General features: G+C 62.6%; 8 protein-coding genes. 1 reads left to right on the top strand and 7 read right to left on the bottom strand.

Annotated features, from left to right (window positions below):
• Positions 1-170 precede the first annotated feature (170 nt).
• The 3 genes from GC121_RS06410 to GC121_RS06400 all read right to left on the bottom strand — a co-directional run bounded on the left by GC121_RS06410 (position 171) and on the right by GC121_RS06400 (position 4,194).
• On the bottom strand, positions 171-2,309 hold the full coding sequence (locus GC121_RS06410) for a TonB-dependent receptor (protein ID WP_151973297.1): 2,139 nt from the start codon (positions 2,307-2,309) through the stop codon (positions 171-173).
• 131 nt (positions 2,310-2,440) lie between these two features.
• The gene (gene gltX, locus GC121_RS06405) at positions 2,441-3,772 is read right to left on the bottom strand and encodes a glutamate--tRNA ligase (protein WP_151973296.1); all 1,332 of its coding nucleotides are present in this window, start codon (positions 3,770-3,772) and stop codon (positions 2,441-2,443) included.
• A 26-nt stretch (positions 3,773-3,798) separates the two neighbouring features.
• The gene (locus GC121_RS06400; RefSeq protein WP_151973295.1) at positions 3,799-4,194 is read right to left on the bottom strand and encodes a hypothetical protein; all 396 of its coding nucleotides are present in this window, start codon (positions 4,192-4,194) and stop codon (positions 3,799-3,801) included.
• Positions 4,195-4,428: 234 nt separating this feature from the next.
• On the opposite strand from GC121_RS06400, the gene GC121_RS06395 reads away from it, so the two are divergent.
• The gene (locus tag GC121_RS06395) at positions 4,429-5,418 is read left to right on the top strand and encodes a polysaccharide lyase family 7 protein (RefSeq protein WP_199857779.1); all 990 of its coding nucleotides are present in this window, start codon (positions 4,429-4,431) and stop codon (positions 5,416-5,418) included.
• Positions 5,419-5,424: 6 nt separating this feature from the next.
• Here GC121_RS06395 and GC121_RS06390 read toward each other — a convergent pair whose 3' ends face one another.
• The 4 genes from GC121_RS06390 to rpoB form a co-directional block, all read right to left on the bottom strand.
• A complete protein-coding gene (locus GC121_RS06390) occupies positions 5,425-5,898 on the bottom strand; it encodes a DNA-directed RNA polymerase subunit beta' (RefSeq protein ID WP_151973293.1) in 474 nt (157 codons plus the stop codon).
• 50 nt (positions 5,899-5,948) lie between these two features.
• Positions 5,949-6,653, bottom strand: coding sequence for a hypothetical protein (locus GC121_RS06385; protein ID WP_151973292.1), 705 nt, complete (start codon positions 6,651-6,653; stop codon positions 5,949-5,951).
• 182 nt (positions 6,654-6,835) lie between these two features.
• The gene (rpoC, locus tag GC121_RS06380; RefSeq protein WP_151973291.1) at positions 6,836-11,110 is read right to left on the bottom strand and encodes a DNA-directed RNA polymerase subunit beta'; all 4,275 of its coding nucleotides are present in this window, start codon (positions 11,108-11,110) and stop codon (positions 6,836-6,838) included.
• A gap of 184 nt (positions 11,111-11,294) precedes the next feature.
• Positions 11,295-15,476 (bottom strand): DNA-directed RNA polymerase subunit beta, encoded by a 4,182-nt coding sequence (rpoB, locus tag GC121_RS06375; protein WP_151973290.1) that lies wholly within the window; start codon positions 15,474-15,476, stop codon positions 11,295-11,297.
• Between the last annotated feature and the right edge of the window lie 274 nt (positions 15,477-15,750).

Raw genomic sequence — 15,750 nt, 5'->3', positions numbered from 1 at the left:
CGGCTGCGCCGAGCGATCTCCGCGACACATAAGCCCGTTCGCGCTGCAATCGGGCGCGATCAGCGCCCGACAGCGAGCGACTGCGAAGCCCGCAGGTGCCGCGCAGCGGGAGCGAAGCCCCCGCGAAGCGAACAGCACCGAGGATGCCCGCCCGGATGGGCGGGCGTAACTCAAAGAGAAGTCCGAACGGTAATCCGGAAATTCCGACCCGGCAGCGGGACGAAGTCCTTGGTGAAGCTCGTGTGCCGCCGCCCTTCGGCGTCGAAGATATTGTCCACCTGCGCGATCACCGTCAGGTTTTCCGCCCCTTCGAACGGGTGCCAGGCAAGCGAGGCGTTGACCATCGCGAAACTGTCGGTCGTTGTTTCGAACGGCGCGACGCGGGTGGCCTCGTCATACCATTCAACTTCGCCGCGCAGATCGAAATGCGCCCAGCGAGCTTCCAGCGCGCCGAACAGGTTCAGCGGCGGGATGCGCGGCGCGTTGGTGCCGTCATCCAGATCGACCTGCGTGTAGGACGCGCGCACATCGCCGAGCAGCGAGAAAGTGCCATGTTCCACCAACGGGAAAGTGATCTGCGTTTCAAAGCCCCACTGGTCGGCATCCTGTTGCAGGTAGTTGAACACCGGCAGCTCGTCCTCTTCCGTGCCGGTATCCTGCAGATAGATGAAATCGCTGAACCAGTTGCGATAAAGGCTGGCGGCGATCTTCACCTCGCCCACTTCGCCGCGCGCATAGGCTTCTGCGCCGAAGCTCGATTCGGTGACGAGAGCGGCATTGCCGACTTCGAATTGCTGCGTGGCGATATGCGGGCCGTCGGAAAACAGCTCGGCCGCCGTGGGCGCGCGCTCGGTGTGCGAGAGATTCACGCCCAGGCGCAAATCGTCGAACAGCATAAAGCCGCCGCCGACCGAGGCGGAGAAGGTATCGAAGCTGCGATCCTGCCCCAACGTCACCGCGTCGATGGAGGTGGTTTCAAAGCGCGCACCGGCTTCGACTTCGAACCGGTCAAAATCGAGCTCCTGCAAGGTGAACAGTGCGAAAGTGCCCACCTCATTGGGCGGGATATAGGCTTCCGCGCCGGTCGCCACGAAATCGACGAAGCTGTATTGCGTGCCGACCGAGCCGCCCCAGCCGCCGCGCCGCGACTGCACCAGTTCGAGGCGGCCTTCCATGCCTTCGACATCGAACACGGTGCCCACTTCATCGCCTTCGAATTCGGTGTGGGTATAGTCCGACCAGCCGAAGCGGCCTTGCACGCTGTCGAAGAAACCGTTGCCCAGATCGAGCTGGCCGCGCGCGTCGATGCGGTATTGCTGGAGTCCGATGGAGATCAGCTCCTCGCCTTCCTCCTCTTCCTCTTCGCCGCCGCCTTCGCCTTCCTCGTGATGGTGGCCGCCAAAGGGCGAGGCGGGGACGCCGTAAAGTGTGTCATAATAGCCGAAGGAGACGCCGAAATTGCTCTCGCCCGAGAAGAAGGCGATGCCGGTGCCGGCCGACCATGTTTCGGCAAAGGTTTGCGGGACTTCACCGCTTTGTTCGGCCAGTTCGCGCAGCTCTTCAGCTTCGGCAAACTCGCCTTCTTCCTCTTCCTCGGCCGCATCGGCGAGCAAGTCTTCGCGCACAAAGGCGCTGTTCACGAAGCCGGGGACGTCGATATTGCCGCTCTCGCGGTACGAGACATCGGCGTGGAAGGCGACGCTGTTGCCCAGCGGCAAATCGAAGGAGAGGCCGCCTTCGCGCAAGTCGGTAGCGGTGTCGATGCCCGCCAGCGCGTCGATATGGATCGCCTCGTCCGGCACGGCGGGCGGAATGCGCTTGGTCACGACATTCACCGCGCCGCCAATCGCTTGGCTGCCGTAAAGCAGCACGGCGGGGCCGCGCAGAACTTCGATGCGTTCGGCAATCAGCGGGTCGGCAGCGACGCCGTGATCGTCCGATGCGCCCGAAGCGTCGAGCGTGCCGATCCCGTCATTGAGGACGCGGACACGGTCACCGCCAAAGCCTCGCAGGATCGGGCGGCTGGCACCGGGAGAAAAGCCGCTGGCGTCAACACCCGGCAGGCTGTCGAGAATGTCGCCCACTTGCCCGGCACTTTCGCGCTGCAAGGCGATGCCGGTCAGCACTGAAGTGCCCGCGATAATGTCCACCCGGTCAACGCCCGCCGCCGAGACATAGATCACATTGTGAAAATCGTCATTATTGGGCTCCCCGCGCTCTTCCGCGGCGGGATCGGCAGGGGTTTCCTGCGCCAAGGCCGCAACCGGCATGGCGGCAGAGGCGAACAAGGCGAAGGCAAACTTTTTCATCGGAGGGGGCGTTTTCCTGAATACGTGATGATGTAACATGGCGCGATGTAGTCTGCGTGCAACGCAGGTCAAGCCGATTCGGTTCCGTTTCGACGAAATGCGACTGCGCGGCGACGAATTGTGCTGGGACGTCAGCCTTGTGCGGCGTTTTGCAACCGCGCGCGCGCCTCGCTCTCGCCGATCAGCGGGAGCAGTTCGGCCATATCCGGCCCGTGATCCATGCCGGTCAGCGCCTGGCGCAGCGGCAGGAACAGATCACGCCCCTTGCGCCCGGTGCTTTCCTTGAGCGCGGCGGTGAGATCCTGCCACGGCGTGTTGTTCCAGACGAGCGCGCTAGCGGCTTCGCTGAGATAGGCGCGGGTGTCCGCATCGAACTCGCGCGCGGCGATTGGCCCGGTGACCAATTGCCACCACTCGCCCGCATCGGCGATAACGCCCAGATTGGGGCGGATGGCGTGCCAAGCCTCGGCATCCATCCCGTCAGGCAGGCGCCCTGCTACTGCGGCGAAATCCATCGCATGGACAATCGCGGTGTTCACCCGCTCAAGTTCGGTATCGTCGAATTTGGCCGGCGCGCGCCCGAAAGTGGTAAGATCGAAGGTGTCGATCAGCGCCGCGCGATCGGCAACCGGTTCGACCGGCAGCGAGGTGCCCAGCCGCGCCAGCATGGCGACCAGCGCTTCGGGTTCGATCCCTTTCTCGCGCATGGCATCGCAGCCCAAGGAGCCGAGGCGCTTCGACAGCTTGCCTTCCTTGCCCACCAACAGCGCCTCGTGCGCGAAAGCGGGCGGCTGCGTGCCCAGTGCGGTGAACATCTGGATTTGCACTGCGGTGTTGGAGACATGGTCTTCGCCGCGCAGAACCTGTGTCACGCCCATGGCGATATCGTCGACCGCGCTTGGCAGCATATACAGCCACGAGCCATCCGCGCGGCGGATCACCGGATCGGCCAATTGCGCGGGATCGAATTTCTGCGCGCCGCGCACGCCGTCTTCCCAAGTGATCGCCTCATCATGGTCGAGCTTGAAGCGCCAGTGCGGGGCGATGCCCTCCGCTTCCTTCGCCGCGCGCTCTTCGGCGGTGAGCTTCAGCGCCCCGCGATCATAGATCGGCGGGAGCCCGCGCCCCAGCTGGATCTTGCGCTTCAGTTCCAGCTCCTGCTGCGTTTCGTAAGCGGGATAGACCCGGCCCGCCGCCTTCAGCGCCTCGAACGCCTGTTCATAGATCGCCAGCCGCGCCGACTGCCGCTCCTCGCCATCGGGGCTGAGACCCAGCCAAGCAAGATCGGCGCGGATCGCCTCGACATATTCCTCTTTCGAGCGTTCGGCATCGGTATCGTCGATGCGCAGCAGGAAGCGCCCCCCGGCCTTGCGCGCCAGCATCCAGTTATGCAGCGCGGTGCGGATATTGCCGACATGAAGACGCCCCGTGGGAGAGGGCGCGAAACGGGTAATGGTGGTCATGCGCGGCCCCTAGCGCAGGCGCAGGCCTATTGCGAGAAAAGTGTCACGCTGCGGCCATTGCCGTGGATGCGGATGCCGTTGGCGGGCGTGCGCTCAATCGTGTCGGCCGCGTCCAGTGCGTCCCAGATTTGCGGCACTTCGGGCGGAAAGCCGATCTCGCACACCACGCCGGGATTGCGGCGGGTGGCGGTTGCGAAACTTGAGCCAGTGATCGTATAATTCACCCCCTGCCCGGCACAAGATGGATCCCACCAAATGCGTTCGCCATTGGCGCTGAGCGCAATGCCGTAAGGCCGGTCGAGCGATTCCCCGTCAATCTCGGCCACCCGCCATTCGCCGGCAAGATCAACTGCTGGCGGAACCGGAGCAGGCGCAGCAACGCAGGCGGCAAGGAGGAGCGGGAGGAGAGCAAGTGAGCGCATGGCTGCGTCTGTGAACGCGACCCGCTGAACAGGCGCTGACATCCGTTTGATACCCCGGCAAAAAAGCGATGGCTTTGGCCAGTCGCCATTGGTATATCTAACGTATAATATTGGTAGGACAGAATTGGGCAGTTGAAAATGGTGAAGGGATTTCTGGCAGCAGCATTTCTGGCATTCGCGACGGGAAGCATCGCCCTTGCCGCTGACCCCGGTGACAATCCTCCCCCCGGCAGCGTGTTCGATTTAAGCCATTGGAAGATAACGCTCCCGCAGGATGATGATGGCGACGGGCGGCCCGATGAAGTCGATGTGGCAGAGATCCAGACCTATGCGCATCCCGACTTCTTCTACCTTGATGACCAGAACCGGATGGTCTTCACCGCGCCCAATCGTGCCGTCACGACAGCCAATTCGTCAAACACGCGCAGCGAGCTGCGGCAGATGCTGCGCGGCACCAATACGCGCATCTCCACGCATGGGCCGGAAAACAATTTTGCGGTTCTGGCGCGCAACGGCTCCAGCAGTTTCGGTTCGATTGGCGGGCGGATGCAGGCGACATTGCACGTCGATCACGTCGCGGTGAATGCGCTGCGGCCAGAGACCAATGCCGCCTACTCGGTGGTGGTCGGCCAAATCCACGCCGTGGGTTATGACGATACCAGCAGCGGCTTCGGCTACGGGAACGAGCCGATCAAGATTTTCTACAAGAAGTGGCCGGGACACGAAACCGGCAGCCTGTTCTGGACGTATGAGCGCAATCTGCCGCGCGGCGATGAAAACCGGCGGGACATTCCTGTGCCGGTGTTCGGCAATCTGTGGGACAATCCCGATGATCCGGGCGAAAACGGCATCGCGCTGGGCGAGGAGTTTTCCTACGAAATCAATGTCCACAACAACACGATGTATGTCTCCTTCCACAATGAACGGCTGGGCACCGTCGGTTATGCCGTCAGCCTGATCGAAGGGGTGGATGCGCTCGACAACCCGCTCAGCTATGGCGGAGACACGCTGTTCTTCAAAGCAGGGGCGTACAACCAGTGTTCCACCCGCACGCAGGACGGCTTCTGGTATGCCGGATGCGCGGGCACGGGGGACTGGGCCACCGATTTCGCCAATGGCGATTACACCCGCGTCACCTTCTCGCAGCTGCTTCTCGGCCCGTCGGTTCCCTATGCCGAGACGATGGCGGGGCTGGAAGAGGCACGGCGCGCGGCAGAACAATAGGCGGGGTCACAACTGCGCCATCGCGCCCATGGCGGCGATGAACAGGCCTTCGCGGCGGTCGGGGCGGATAAACCCGTCGAGCACGCGTTCGAAGGCGCGGTGGTCGCCCGCATCTGCGGCCATAGCCATTGCGGCGAGGGTCGCCTCGTCGGGGCCGAGCACGGGACAGCAGGGGCGATGCACCGCCATCCGCTCGGGCCACACCGCCCCGCATCGGTCGAGAAAGCCGAACATCGCCTTGGCCTCCCCCACACCGCCCAGCCGCCGCGCGAGCACCGCGATGGGATCGTGCCCCGATTGCACGCAGAGCGCGACCAGCCGCAGCGAAATCACTGCTTTCGCCGCCCCCATGCCGAAATCGCCGAGACGCGGCGGGCGCGCCAGCGCCGCGATCAGATCGGCCCGCGAAGCGGTGGAGGAGGAGGGTTTGTCGGTTATGGCGCGCCTTTCTTGCGAGTGATTCGCAAGTAATCTACGCATCCTCGCGCGCATTGCAATGCGAATGGTTCGCAATAGCGATAAAGCCCTGCCTAACGCGGTGCGATGGCGAAAGCGTGCTCGATATAGAGGAACACTTCGGTCTCGCTCGCCTGCTGCCAGTACAGTTCGCCATCAAGCCCGCTGACCGTTACGCCGTAAGAATTGCCGAACATTGCGGCATAGCGGGTGGAAGCATCGGCGATCTGGCGCACCACCGCGTCGCGATATTGCTCGGGATCATCGATGGCGAGCGAGGTTGCGCCCGTTTCGATGAAGGAGCGCCCCGTGGCGGGGATGCTGGCGACAAAGGCGCGGATGCGGTTGCCCGTATCGCGCGCGCTGGCTGTGTTGCCGTCCAGCGGCACGCGGGCGTAGATCTGCACCCGGCTAGTGTCAGGGCGCGCGCCGCCGGTCACCGGCAATTCGCGCATATTGGCGCGGGTCACTTCGGTCAGCGTGTATTGCCCCGCCACCAGCGTAATCCCTTCCGCCTCGGCGCGGGCGATGGTGGCTTCGAGCATGGCGAACAATTCGCTCTCGCGCTCCTCGGCGATGCGCGAATCCGAGCTGACCCATAGCGGCGTGACGAAGTAATCCGCGCGGCGGGTGAGGCCGATGGCGGGGACATTGGGCGTGAGATAGGCATTGGTGGCGGAACGGTCTTGCCGCATCCCCGTCACCACCACTTGCGCCGCCGCAGGCAGGCTGGCGCAGACCGCCGCCACTGCGGCCATGGACAGGATAATCTTTCGCATATTTCTCTCCCGCTTCGCGTGTTGTCGCTGGAGGATACGCCATTGGCCGGGCCGAGGCCATTGCCACGTCAATGGGGGTTGCTTTCCCGACCGCGCGGGCGGCCAAGCGCGCGGCCCACGAAAAAGGGGCTCCGGAGATCGCTCTCCGAAGCCCCTTCTTTACCGGGATAAGGGAGCGCGGCTTACGCCTCGTCGCCCTCGTCCGCAGTGTCTTCGACAGGCGCGGGCGCGGCAGCGCTGGCTGCCATGGCTGCTGCCATCGCGTCTTCGCTGCTGGGCGCATCGGGCGTGACATCATCGACATCGGCCACGGCATTTTCCGCTTCGAGCGCGTCGGCCTGCTTCTTGTAGGCTGCCCGCAGCGCCGCATCGCGGCTGTTGGCGGTGACGCGCAGGCGGTTCATGCCGGCACCCGTGCCCGCGGGGATCAGACGGCCCACGATCACGTTTTCCTTCAGACCGACCAGCGTGTCCTTCTTCCCTTCAACCGCCGCCTGCGTCAGCACGCGGGTGGTTTCCTGGAACGAGGCGGCCGAAATGAACGAACGCGTTTGCAGCGAAGCCTTGGTGATGCCCAAGAGGATCGGCTTGCCTTCGGCCTTCTTCTTGCGCGGCGGCAGCTTGGCGTTCACTTCGTTCATTTCTTCCAGATCGACCTGCTCGCCCGGCAGCAGCGTGGTATCGCCGCCATCGGTGATCTCGACCTTTTGCAGCATCTGGCGAACGATCACTTCGATGTGCTTGTCGTTGATCTTCACGCCCTGCAAACGGTAAACTTCCTGGATCTCGCTGACGAGATATTCGGCCAGCGATTCCACGCCGAGCACTTCCAGAATGTCGTGCGGGTTGGGCGAGCCGGAAATCAGGGTATCCCCCTTCTTCACAAAGTCGCCTTCCTGCACGTCGATCACCTTGGTCTTGGGAACCAGATATTCGACCGTTTCGCCTTCCTCCGGCACAATCGCGATCTTGCGCTTGGCCTTGTAATCGCGGACGAACTCCATCCGGCCGCTGATCTTGGCGATCACCGCTGCATCCTTCGGAATGCGCGCTTCGAACAGCTCGGCAACCCGCGGCAGACCGCCGGTGATGTCGCGCGTCTTCGAAGCTTCGCGCGAGGCACGGGCGACGATGTCACCGGCCTGCACTTCCTGCCCGTCCTCGACCGACAGCGTGGTGCCCGGAGCCAGCATATAGCGTGCAGCTTCGGTTTCATCGCCGGTTTCGTTGAGCAGGGTGATGCGCGGACGCAGATCTTCCTTCTTGGAACGGCTGGTGGCGCGATATTCGATCACGACACGCTGGGCGATACCGGTGGCATCGTCCATCCGCTCTTCCAGCGTCTTGCCTTCGACCAGATCCTGATAGCGCACGATACCCGCCTGTTCGGTGATGATCGGCAGCGTGAACGGATCCCATTCGGCCAGACGTTCGCCTTCCTTCACCGACGCGCCATCTTCGAACATCAGCACCGTACCATAGGGCACACGGTGGATCGCGCGCTCACGGCCTTCGGCATCGACCACGATCATCTCGCCCGAACGGGCCAGCGACAGGCGGCGGCCCTTCTTGTCGGTGATGGTCGGCATATCGCGGTACACGACCTTGCCGTCCGACATCGATTCGAGGTGGCTCGTTTCGTTGATCTGCGCCGCGCCGCCGATGTGGAACGTCCGCATCGTCAGCTGGGTGCCGGGTTCACCGATCGACTGTGCGGCGATCACGCCGACAGCTTCACCGATATTCACCGGCGTACCGCGCGCAAGGTCACGGCCGTAGCAGGTCGCGCAAACGCCCTGTTCGGCTTCGCAGACCAGCGGCGAACGGATCTTGGCGACCTGCACTTCGGCCTCCTCGATCGCCTTCATCATCGGCTCGTCCACCATCGTGCCGGCCTTGACGATCACGTCGCCAGAAGCGGCGTTGACGATGTCCTCGGCCACGGTGCGGCCCAGAATGCGCTCACCCAGCGAAGCAATCACGCTGCCGCCCTGCACGATGGCGCGCATTTCCAGCGCGTTTTCGGTCTTGCAGTTCTCCTCGACGATCACGCAATCCTGCGACACGTCGACCAAGCGGCGGGTGAGGTAGCCCGAGTTGGCGGTCTTCAACGCCGTATCCGCCAGGCCCTTGCGTGCCCCGTGGGTGGAGTTGAAGTATTCAAGAACGGTCAGACCTTCCTTGAAGTTCGAGATGATCGGCGTTTCGATGATCTCGCCCGAAGGCTTGGCCATCAGACCGCGCATACCGGCAAGCTGCTTCATCTGCGCTGGCGAACCACGCGCACCCGAGTGGCTCATCATGTAGATCGAGTTGATCGGCGCCTCGCGCCCATGCTCGTCTTTCGGCGTCGCCTTGATCTCTTCCATCATGGCGTTCGCCACCTGGTCACCGCAACGGCTCCAGGCGTCGATCACCTTGTTGTACTTTTCCTGCTGGGTGATGAAGCCGTCCTGATATTGCTGTTCATAGTCAGCAACCAGCGCTTTCGTCTCCTCGATCATGCCGTCCTTGCTGTCGGGAATGATCATGTCGTCCTTGCCGAAGCTGATGCCGGCCTTGAACGCGTGGCGGAAGCCCAGCGTCATGATCGCATCGGCGAACAGCACCGTGTCCTTCTGGCCGGTGTGGCGATAGACCTCGTCGATCACGTCACCGATATCCTTCTTGGTGAGAAGGCGGTTGACGACGGCGAAGGGCACCTTGTGGCTCTTGGGCAGACATTCGGCGATCAGCATCCGGCCCGGCGTCGTATCGACGCGCGCCATGAACTGCTTGCCCTGTTCATCGGTCTGCGGAACGCGGGTGGTGATCTTCGAGTGCAGGGTCACAGCACCCACGTGCAGCGCCTGGTGCACTTCGTTGATATCGCCCAGCACCTTGCCCTCGCCCGGCTCGCCTTCGCGGTCCATCGAAAGGTAGTACAGGCCCAGCACCATGTCCTGCGAAGGCACGATGATCGGCTTGCCGTTGGCGGGCGAGAGGATGTTGTTGGTGGACATCATCAGCACGCGCGCTTCCAGCTGGGCTTCCAGCGAGAGCGGCACGTGGACGGCCATCTGGTCACCGTCGAAGTCGGCGTTGAAGGCCGAGCAGACGAGCGGGTGCAGCTGGATTGCCTTGCCTTCGATCAGCACGGGCTCGAACGCCTGGATGCCAAGACGGTGCAGCGTCGGTGCGCGGTTGAGCATCACCGGGTGTTCGCGGATCACTTCGTCAAGGATGTCCCAGACTTCCTTGCGTTCCTTCTCCACCCACTTCTTCGCCTGCTTCAGGGTCATCGACAGACCCTTGGCATCGAGGCGGGCGTAGATGAACGGCTTGAACAGTTCGAGCGCCATCTTCTTGGGCAGGCCGCACTGGTGCAGCTTGAGTTCCGGCCCGGTCACGATGACCGAACGGCCCGAATAGTCGACGCGCTTACCCAGAAGGTTCTGGCGGAAGCGGCCCTGCTTGCCCTTGAGCATATCGGAAAGCGACTTCAGCGGACGCTTGTTGGCACCGGTGATGACGCGGCCACGGCGACCATTGTCGAACAGCGCGTCCACGGCTTCCTGCAGCATACGCTTTTCGTTGCGGACGATAATATCCGGCGCGCGCAGTTCCATCAGGCGCTTGAGGCGGTTGTTGCGGTTGATGACGCGGCGATACAGATCGTTGAGGTCAGACGTCGCGAAACGGCCACCATCCAGCGGCACCAGCGGGCGCAGTTCCGGCGGAATGACCGGCACGACTTCAAGGATCATCCATTCGGGACGGTTGCCCGATTCGATGAAGCTTTCGACGACTTTCAGCCGCTTGATGATCTTGGCAGGCTTGAGCTTGGACTTGGTGATTTCCAGCTCGTGCAGCAGATCGGCCTTTTCCTGCTCCAGATCGAGGTCCATCAGCATTTGCTTGACCGCTTCGGCGCCGATGCTGGCGGTAAAAGCGTCCTCGCCATATTCGTCTTGCGCATCGAGCAGCTCGTCTTCGGTGAGCAGCTGGTACTTCTCCAGCGGGGTCAGGCCCGGCTCGGTGACGATGTAGCTTTCGAAATACAGCACGCGCTCAAGCTGCTTCAGCTGCATATCGAGCAGCAGGCCGATGCGCGAGGGCAGCGACTTCAGGAACCAGATGTGGGCGACCGGCGCGGCCAGTTCGATATGGCCCATGCGCTCGCGCCGCACCTTGGTGACGGTGACTTCGACGCCGCACTTTTCGCAGACGACGCCCTTGTACTTCATACGCTTGTACTTGCCGCACAAGCATTCGTAATCCTTCACCGGACCGAAGATGCGCGCGCAGAACAGGCCGTCACGTTCGGGCTTGAACGTGCGGTAGTTGATCGTTTCCGGCTTCTTGATTTCGCCGAAAGACCAGCTGCGAATGCGCTCGGGCGAAGCCAGGCCGATCTGGATCTGGTCAAACGTCTCCGGCTTGGAGATCTGGTTGGTGAATTTGCTCAGTTCGTTCATTTTCGGGTATCCCTGGTTGGGAGACTAACTCTCTAAATCTTTTCCTGCGGCGTTATGCGACTGGGAAGAACCACATCATCACAAGGCCAGCGATTGCGGGGAGCAGCAGGATCGAAACAATGGCGAATGCGGCAACTGCCAACTTCTTGCCTTTGCTCAGTCCTGTGTATCCCCGAACCATCGCCTACTCCGCAGCCATCAGCGCCGGATCGTCGTCTTCATCATTGCCATCGGTCAGGCTGGTGAGTTCGACATTGAGACCCAGCGAGCGCATTTCCTTGACGAGCACGTTGAAGCTCTCGGGAATGCCGGCTTCGAAGGTGTCGTCGCCCTTGACGATCGCTTCGTAAACCTTGGTGCGGCCGACCACGTCGTCGGACTTCACCGTCAGCATTTCCTGCAAGGTATAGGCCGCGCCGTAAGCCTGCAGCGCCCAGACTTCCATTTCGCCGAAACGCTGGCCGCCGAACTGCGCCTTGCCGCCCAGCGGCTGCTGGGTAACGAGCGAGTAGGGGCCGATCGAACGGGCGTGGATCTTGTCGTCGACCAGGTGGTGCAGCTTGAGCATATAGATCACGCCCACCGTCACCTTGCGGTCAAACGCTTCGCCGGTGCGCCCGTCATACAGCGTCGACTGGCCCGAGGAAGCGTAGCCTGCCTTCACCAGCATATCGGTGACGTCGCCTTCGCGGGCGCCATCGAATACCGGGGTGCCCATCGGGACACCGCGGCGCAGATTGTGCGCCAGCTCGGCCAGCTCTTCATTGGTGCGGCTGTCGATATCGGCGTGATAGTTCTCGCCATAGACATCCTTCAGCTTCTCCACGAGCGCGGCGGGCGGCTGGCCTGCCGTGATGTCGGGATTGGCAGCGCGCCATTCGTCCAGCTGCTCGGCAATCTGGTGGCCCAGACCACGCGCGGCAAAGCCGAGGTGCGTTTCGAAGATCTGCCCGACGTTCATACGCGAAGGCACGCCCAGCGGGTTGAGCACGATATCAACCGGCGTCCCGTCTTCGAGGAAGGGCATATCTTCTTCGGGCAGGATGCGCGAAATCACACCCTTGTTGCCGTGGCGGCCGGCCATCTTGTCGCCCGGCTGCAGCTTGCGCTTCACCGCGACAAAGACCTTGACCATCTTGAGCACGCCCGGAGCCAGCTCGTCGCCGCGCTCCAGCTTCTCCTTGCGGTCGTCGAACTTGTCCTTGATGGCCTTGACCGCCTCGTCATACTGGCCCTTCACCGCTTCCAGCTGGGCCTGCATATTGTCGTCAGCCACGGCGAACTTGAACCAGTCGCGCTTGTCGACCGAGGCGAGGATCTCGGCATCGATCACCGCGCCCTTCTTCACGCCCTTGGGAGCTGCCGACGCGGTCTGGCCCGCCAGCATTTCTTCGAGACGGTTGTAGGTTGCGCGGTTGAGGATGTTGCGCTCGTCCTCGCTATCCTTCTTGAGGCGTTCGATTTCCTCGTTCTGGATGGCGCGCGTACGGTCATCGATTTCGATGCCGTGACGGTTGAAGACGCGCACTTCCACCACGGTGCCCGCCACGCCCGGCGGCAGGCGGAGCGAGGTGTCGCGCACATCGCTGGCCTTTTCGCCGAAAATGGCGCGCAGCAGCTTTTCTTCCGGCGTCATCGGCGATTCGCCCTTGGGCGTGATCTTGCCTGCCAGAATGTCGCCCGGATGCACTTCGGCACCGATATAGACGATCCCCGCCTCGTCGAGGTTGCGCAGCGCTTCCTCGCCGACATTGGGAATGTCGCGGGTGATGTCTTCCGGCCCCAACTTGGTGTCGCGGGCCATGACTTCGAATTCCTCGATATGGATCGAGGTGAACACGTCATCCTTCACGATGCGTTCGCTGATCAGGATCGAGTCTTCGTAGTTGTAGCCATTCCACGGCATGAAGGCGACGAGCGCATTCTTGCCGAGCGCCAGCTCGCCCAGGTCGGTGGAGGGGCCATCGGCGATGATATCGCCCTGCTCCACCACATCGCCCACTTTCACCAGCGGACGCTGGTTGATGCAGGTGTTCTGGTTCGACCGCTGGAACTTTTGCAGCGTGTAAATGTCCACGCCGGGGTTGGTCGTATCGACTTCGCCCGAGGCGCGGATCACGATGCGGGTGGCGTCCACCTGGTCGACCACGCCCGAACGGGTCGCGGCGATGGCAGCGCCCGAATCGCGCGCCACGGTTTCTTCCATGCCGGTGCCGACCCAAGGCGCTTCGGCCTTGACCAGCGGCACAGCCTGACGCTGCATGTTCGAGCCCATCAGCGCGCGGTTGGCGTCATCGTTTTCGAGGAACGGAATGAGCGAGGCAGCGACCGAGACCAGCTGCTTGGGGCTGACGTCCATCAGCGTGACCTGCTCGTTCGGAGCCATCACAAACTCGCCCGCCTGCCGCGCCGAAACCAGCTCTTCGACGAACTTGCCGTCCGCATCGGTTTCCGCCGAGGCCTGCGCCACGGTGTGCTTCTGCTCTTCCATGGCGGAAAGGTAGCTGACGTCCTTCGACACCTTGCCATCCTTCACCGCACGATAGGGCGTTTCGATGAAGCCGTACTTGTTGACGCGGGCAAAGGTGCTGAGCGAGTTGATCAGACCGATGTTCGGGCCTTCGGGCGTTTCAATCGGGCAGATACGGCCATAGTGGGTCGGGTGCACGTCGCGCACTTCGAAACCGGCACGTTCGCGGGTCAGACCGCCCGGCCCAAGCGCCGACACGCGGCGCTTGTGGGTGACTTCGGACAGCGGGTTGGTCTGGTCCATGAACTGCGAAAGCTGGCTGGAACCGAAGAACTCGCGCACCGCGGCCACGGCGGGCTTGGCGTTGATGAGGTCGTTCGGCATCACGGTGGACACGTCCACGCTCGACATACGCTCCTTCACTGCGCGCTCCATGCGCAGCAGGCCGACGCGGTACTGGTTTTCCAGCAACTCGCCCACCGAACGCACGCGGCGGTTGCCGAGATTGTCGATATCGTCAACCTCGCCCTTGCCGTCCTTCAGGTCGACCAGCTCCTTGACCACGGCGAGGATATCTTCCTTGCGCAGCGTTGTGACGGTGTCTTCGGCATCGAGGCCGAGGCGCATATTCAGCTTCACGCGGCCCACGGCCGACAGGTCATACCGCTCGCCATCGAAGAACAGGCCTTCGAACAGGGCTTCGGCGGTTTCCTTCGTCGGCGGTTCGCCCGGACGCATCACCTTGTAGATGGCTTCAAGGCCTTCTTCGCGGTTCTCCGCCTTGTCGGCGGCCAGCGTGTTGCGCATCCACGCACCGGTGGAGACGTGATCGATGTCGAGCAGAACAAGCTGGTCGATCCCGGCAGCGTCAAGCTTTTCGAGATTCTCGGGCGACACTTCCTCGCCCGCTTCGATGTAGATGCGGCCGGTCTTCTCGTCGATCATGTCCTTGCTGGCATAACGGCCGAAGATTTCCTCGGTCGGGATCAGCAGGGTCTTGAGGCCGTCCTTTTCCGCCTTGTTGGCGGCGCGCGGGCTGACCTTCTGCCCGGCGGGGAAGACTTCCTCGCCGGTCTTGGCATCAACCAGCGCGAAGGCCGGCTTGGCACCGCGCCACTGTTCGGCCACGAACGGGATCTGCCAGCCTTCGCCAGCCTTTCCGCTCGACCGCTTCCAGGTGACGGTGTTGTAGAAATGCGCGAGAATGTCTTCCTGATCGAGACCCAGCGCATAGAGCAGCGCGGTGACCGGCAGCTTGCGCTTGCGGTCGATACGCACGTTCACAATGTCCTTGGCATCGAATTCGAAATCGAGCCACGAACCGCGATAGGGAATGACGCGGGCAGCGAAAAGGAACTTGCCCGAAGAGTGCGTCTTGCCGCGATCGTGATCGAACAGCACGCCGGGCGAACGGTGCATCTGCGACACGATCACACGCTCGGTGCCGTTGACGATAAAGGTGCCGTTATCGGTCATGAGCGGCATATCGCCCATGTACACGTCCTGCTCCTTGATATCGAGCACGCTGCGGGTTTCGGTCTCGTTATCGACTTCGAACACGATCAGCCGCAGCGTCACCTTCATCGGGGCGGCATAGGTGATGCCGCGCTGGCGGCATTCGGTGGTGTCGTATTTCGGCGCCTCCAGCACGTAATTGACGAAGTCGAGCTCCGCCGTGCCGGCGAAATCGCGGATCGGGAAGACGCTGCGCAGCGTCTTTTCGAGGCCGGAGACATAGCCGATGCTCGGGTCCGAACGCAGGAACTGCTCGTAGCTTTCGCGCTGCACTTCGATGAGGTTGGGCATCTGCACGGCTTCATAAATGTCGCCGAAAATCTTGCGGATGCGCTTCTTCTTTGAGCCCTGAACTTCGGGAGCTTTCGCCTTGGTCGCCATAATACGGAACGGCCTCTTTTTCGCGTGTGTGCACCCGTGACTGTCACGGGCACTGAGAAATGTCGTTAAGCGGGGGAGCAGCGCAAGACGCGAAAAAGGCCGACGATGGGCGCACCGCAACCGGTGCCGCGCTCGCAGCCTTGTTGTATCCGTGTCTCACGCAGATGCCGGAACTTCCGTCCTGTGGCGCGCCCCCGCGTAAAGGCCCACCTTGCTCGAAGCTCTCCGGCTAGGGGGCGCATATAGGGGGCGTGTTGGATGGGGTCAATGGGGG

The organism is Erythrobacter sp. EC-HK427 (assembly GCF_902498745.1).
In the GTDB taxonomy this organism is placed as follows: domain Bacteria; phylum Pseudomonadota; class Alphaproteobacteria; order Sphingomonadales; family Sphingomonadaceae; genus Alteraurantiacibacter.
Note: the sequence above shows the minus strand (reverse complement) of the source record. Positions and strands in the feature narration are given on the sequence as shown.

What these genes read in the sequence shown, in the direction of transcription:
- GC121_RS06410 (WP_151973297.1), bottom strand. Translation starts at nt 2,309, where the DNA reads ATGAAAAAGTTTGCCTTCGCCTTGTTCGCCTCTGCCGCCATGCCGGTT.
- gltX (WP_151973296.1), bottom strand. Translation starts at nt 3,772, where the DNA reads ATGACCACCATTACCCGTTTCGCGCCCTCTCCCACGGGGCGTCTTCAT.
- GC121_RS06400 (WP_151973295.1), bottom strand. Translation starts at nt 4,194, where the DNA reads ATGCGCTCACTTGCTCTCCTCCCGCTCCTCCTTGCCGCCTGCGTTGCT.
- GC121_RS06390 (WP_151973293.1), bottom strand. Translation starts at nt 5,898, where the DNA reads ATGCGTAGATTACTTGCGAATCACTCGCAAGAAAGGCGCGCCATAACC.
- GC121_RS06385 (WP_151973292.1), bottom strand. Translation starts at nt 6,653, where the DNA reads ATGCGAAAGATTATCCTGTCCATGGCCGCAGTGGCGGCGGTCTGCGCC.
- rpoC (WP_151973291.1), bottom strand. Translation starts at nt 11,110, where the DNA reads ATGAACGAACTGAGCAAATTCACCAACCAGATCTCCAAGCCGGAGACG.
- rpoB (WP_151973290.1), bottom strand. Translation starts at nt 15,476, where the DNA reads ATGGCGACCAAGGCGAAAGCTCCCGAAGTTCAGGGCTCAAAGAAGAAG.